The organism is Streptococcus sp. GMD1S (genome assembly GCF_000296875.1).
In the GTDB taxonomy this organism is placed as follows: domain Bacteria; phylum Bacillota; class Bacilli; order Lactobacillales; family Streptococcaceae; genus Streptococcus.
Window position 1 is genome coordinate 1 of the sequence record NZ_AJQY01000072.1, and the last position, 4,081, is coordinate 4,081.

6 protein-coding genes are annotated in these 4,081 nt (G+C 37.1%); all 6 read left to right on the top strand.

Features of this window, described 5'->3' with window-relative positions:
• The coding region (locus tag GMD1S_RS06790; RefSeq protein ID WP_237738352.1) for a hypothetical protein at window positions 1-675 on the top strand (675 nt) is incomplete at its 5' end.
• Window positions 676-684: 9 nt separating this feature from the next.
• Complete coding sequence (locus GMD1S_RS06795) at window positions 685-1,968, top strand: DUF2974 domain-containing protein (RefSeq protein WP_000037150.1); 1,284 nt, start codon at window positions 685-687, stop codon at window positions 1,966-1,968.
• Between the two features lie 11 nt (window positions 1,969-1,979).
• Window positions 1,980-2,372, top strand: coding sequence for a hypothetical protein (locus tag GMD1S_RS06800; RefSeq protein WP_237738583.1), 393 nt, complete (start codon window positions 1,980-1,982; stop codon window positions 2,370-2,372).
• Window positions 2,366-2,680 (top strand): hypothetical protein, encoded by a 315-nt coding sequence (locus GMD1S_RS06805; protein ID WP_000959513.1) that lies wholly within the window; start codon window positions 2,366-2,368, stop codon window positions 2,678-2,680. The genes GMD1S_RS06800 and GMD1S_RS06805 overlap by 7 nt, the downstream gene beginning before the upstream one ends.
• 106 nt (window positions 2,681-2,786) lie before the next feature.
• Window positions 2,787-3,578 carry a DUF2785 domain-containing protein gene (locus tag GMD1S_RS06810; RefSeq protein WP_001227786.1) on the top strand — a complete coding sequence of 264 codons (792 nt, stop codon included), beginning with the start codon at window positions 2,787-2,789 and terminating at the stop codon, window positions 3,576-3,578.
• 108 nt (window positions 3,579-3,686) lie between these two features.
• The coding region (locus GMD1S_RS06815) for an MIP/aquaporin family protein (RefSeq protein WP_000714819.1) at window positions 3,687-4,081 on the top strand (395 nt) is incomplete at its 3' end.

Sequence of the window (4,081 nt, forward strand, 5' to 3'; positions counted from 1 at the left end):
AAAAAACGCATATTTCTCACAATGTTACTTTTAGGAGGATTGATAATGATAGGATTAACAGGGTGTGGAGAAAATAAAAATAGTCGAGCATGGATTGAGAACAAAGTCTCTGAGGTCAGTCGTGTCTATCCAACCGAGAATTTGTTTGATTTGTTTAAGCAATTTCCGGAAGGATTTGAGATTGAGCAGGTCTATTTCAAAAAGAAAAGTGATGGAATTGATGATTCTATTACAGAAATTAAGCTGAAAGGTGATGCAACATCGCATACAATAACGGGTACTCTTGCTAAAAGCCCAGCGAAGGAAGATGCGCCAAAAAGCGATGAAGTGGTAGTAAGTGTTCAATATATAGACAACAAATTTATTTTTTCTGATGAAGAAACCGCTAAAAGAATATGGAAGTTTGATGGTTTTTTGTTTCAAAAACTTGGTATAGATAAAGAGTTTTTAAGTAAATTATCATTAAAAAACAAACATTTTAATGGAAATAATGGTTCTTTTGATATAGATTATATTATTAAAAACACAACGATTAACCAATATTTTAATAAACAGCAACAAGCTGAAACAGTGCTAGGATTTGGTAGTTCTTTGAGGTTAGATGACTTTTATTATTATTCTGTTACTGTTGATTTTAATGATGGCTATTATTTTAAGGAGAGAGTATCGAATTAGGAGAGAAGTATGAGTAAAAAGGATACAGCGAATAGTGGTATTGCTACTCTAGATGCAGCAAATCTGACTTACGAATTTGAGAATGTGCGAGTTAATCAACCTGAAATTGGACATGATGATAGAAAACAACTTCTTAATGCAGTAGACAGAAGTAAACCTCTCCCCTCTAACCTCCAGTATCTAGATGATTTTCATGATGACTTTACTGGGACGAGTGGTACAGCCTTCCTAGATAAGGACAGTGGAGAGGTGATTATTGCCTATACGGGAACGAATCCTAATGCGGATATAGTCAAGGATGTCGCTACAGATGTCGGTAGTATAGCCATGGCGCTCGGTTTTCATTATGATGAAGCTTTCAAATTTTATGAAAGGATTCGACAGAGATATGGGGATAATATTACTCTAACTGGACATTCTTTAGGAGGTAACATCGCTCAGAGGGTGGCCTTAGAGTATAACGCTCCGCGTACTGTGGTATATAACTCAGCGCCTCTCTATTTAGAAGGTCTTATCGAATCTAAAGATAAAATCATAGATTATCTGACTCCGTGGGATTCGGCAAGGGAGAAGATAATCAATAAACAAAAGACATTCACAGGTCAAGTAGTACGAATCCGGACTCAAGATGACTTTCTTAACAATATCTCAAAACCTTTTTTAGGTGTATACTTGGGGGAAGATTATCTGCTTGAAAATTCCGGTGGGCACAGTATTGATCCAGATATTACGGGTGATAAAAATCAAATTAACCAAATCAAAGATATTTTGGAAAATCAGAGTCCAGAGAAGATGACTGGACTTGAAAAGAAGAACTATGAAACTCTGAAGAAATTACAAGGTGTCAAAAATCGACTTCTAAAGCAGTTGAGTACCCAATTTTTATCAGATGGTAGTATAAGTAGCCATGAGATGTTTTTCTTGGACAGCGTCCAAGCAACAGCTGTTGCGACGGCAATGACAGAGAGTGTCAGCAACGGACACAGCGAGATTGAGGCAGTTGCGAAAAAAGCAGTTGCGGATGCTGAAACACTCTACGATAAAAGTAAGGAAGTTCCTTGGTTCGTCACAGAGTTAACTTATGATGAGATAGAGGATGTCTATGCAGAAGCTGGGGTAACTTATGATAGTATTGTGGGTGAAACTCAGAGACATTTTGATAAAAAAGTAAGTAAATCAGCTGAGATTGTAAAAGCCTTTACGGATTTGGAAACGAATATTCAGAAGGGTGTTGAACAAGCAGTTGAAGGAGACGAAAGCTTGGCAAGGGATATTAATCAATGGACAAACTAGAAGAAATCCAAGTGAAAATAAAAAAGCAAGAAGAGGGACTTTGGTCCTTGGAGGATGACTATAGAACTGCTAAGAAGAAAATAGAAGAATCCTATGAAAGTTTAGATCATAATCGTTCTCAGTTGACAAGACTATATGAGGAGTTTGAGAACGTTGCTTATGATTTTGCTAGACAGAAATCTGGAGACGATGGGGAGCATCACCAATTTCTGATGTTATTAGAATCTTATTCAAGTGAGACGAGTAGTGAGTATCTTCGGCAGTATGCTAAAATAGAGGCAAAAGATGAAGAGTTGCAGACTCAGTACCGAAAAGAGCGTTCTCGCTTAGAAAAAGAGTTAGAAGAGAGTTATAGTCAAAGAAAAGACTTATATGAGTTAGAAAGGAGGCAGAAGAAATGCTAGTGGATTTAGTCATAGACGCTTTGATTGGACCTATGTCAGAATCAGCCAGGCGAGAAATCAAAAAAACATTAGAAAGAGCAGCTATCAAAACATTTTGTGCTCCTCCTATAAAATCAGGTAGAAAAGGTATTGTAGATAAGTACGATGAGGAGATAGGGGTTCTTGCTATGACAAATAAAACTGCTGTAACGACTTTAGCAGCTCAAATGGATAGCTCAATTAATGGGTTGGGACAAAAAGCCATTAGCGAGACTATTAGTAAAAATAGTACATCTTTTGAAGATTTAACTCCGAAAAAGAAAAAATAGTGCTTTAACTATGCCATGTTCCTTTCCAATTTTTCCAAATATTCCTCTTCAAAGTCATCTTCGGATGACTTTTTGATAAGTTACTAGAAATGTAGAGGTGCTTGAGATGCGTAAAAAATTACAAAGAAAAGTGACAGAAGAAAAACCAAGCTATAGTCGAGAAGAAATTCAGTGGTTGCTTGAGCATTTAGGAGATCCCTCTCCAGAAATTCGAGATGAACTTGTTTTTACGAGTTTGGCTAGAGGAATTCAAGAAGAACTGTTTTCCCTTGAGCAGTTTCAGTTTATCTCAGAAGAGGTCTCCTCTAATGAAAGGCTATACAAAGAGATTGATAGTAGAGGAGTTTCAACTCTTAAACGTTCTTTTAGGGCGCTTATTTATGCCAATCTTTTGTATGCAGATGGTAACGAGCACTCTCTTTTCTATAAAGGCTTAAAAGCTGATATAAGAAATGCTATGCTATCTCAAGGTTTGTATTACCTTAAAAAAGAAAAGGATACGACAGGTTTTTCAAGTCAGTATGGTTGGGTTCACGCTTTTGCGCATGGAGCGGATCTCTTGACGGAAGTCGTTTGTCATCCAGATTTTCCTAGTAACAGATTTTCTGAAGTATTTGATGTACTGGGTCAATTATTTAAAAGAATTACCATTCGTTTTACAAATGATGAGGACTGGCGCTTAGCGAGAGTACTTTATGAACCCATTTTGCAAGGGAAATTAGGGCAAGAACAAGTAGCTTCTTGGATAAAAACTATTGACTTTCCGATAGAAGAGAGGGAAGATTTTTATAAATTTTCCAACTTCAGATCCTGTCTGTTGGAAGTCTATATCCAACTTGACCAGAAAAATAGTTTACAAGATGCCTTGAAAGAAGCCATTCAATCTTTTCAGTACTAAGGATAAGCGAGTCGTTTCATGATTTTCAAATACTTTCCAGTCAATTTTCTTGAAACACTTTCCTTCTTTTGATAGACTAATACATAGTTTGAAAAAAGGAGATTTATCATGAAAAAATTTGTTGCTGAATTAATCGGTACATTTATGCTTGTGTTCATTGGAACAGGAGCTGTTGTTTTTGGAAATGGTCTTAATGGCCTTGGACACCTTGGAATTGCTTTTGCCTTTGGTTTGGCAATCGTAGTTGCAGCTTTCTCAATCGGAACTGTTTCAGGTGCGCACTTGAACCCGGCGGTTTCGATCGCTTTGTTTGTAAACAAACGTTTGTCATCTTCAGAGCTTGTAAACTATATCCTTGGACAAGTAGTTGGAGCTTTCCTTGCGTCAGCTGCAGTATTCTTCCTCTTGTCTAACTCAGGCATGTCAACTGCTAGTCTTGGTGAAAATGCCTTGGCAAACGGTGTCACTGTCTTTGGTGGATTCTTGTTTGAAGTCATCGCAAC

Coding starts and splice junctions, on each gene's coding strand:
- GMD1S_RS06805 (WP_000959513.1), top strand. CDS start 2,366: ATGCTAGTGGATTTAGTCATAGACGCTTTGATTGGACCTATGTCAGAA.
- GMD1S_RS06810 (WP_001227786.1), top strand. CDS start 2,787: ATGCGTAAAAAATTACAAAGAAAAGTGACAGAAGAAAAACCAAGCTAT.
- GMD1S_RS06795 (WP_000037150.1), top strand. CDS start 685: ATGAGTAAAAAGGATACAGCGAATAGTGGTATTGCTACTCTAGATGCA.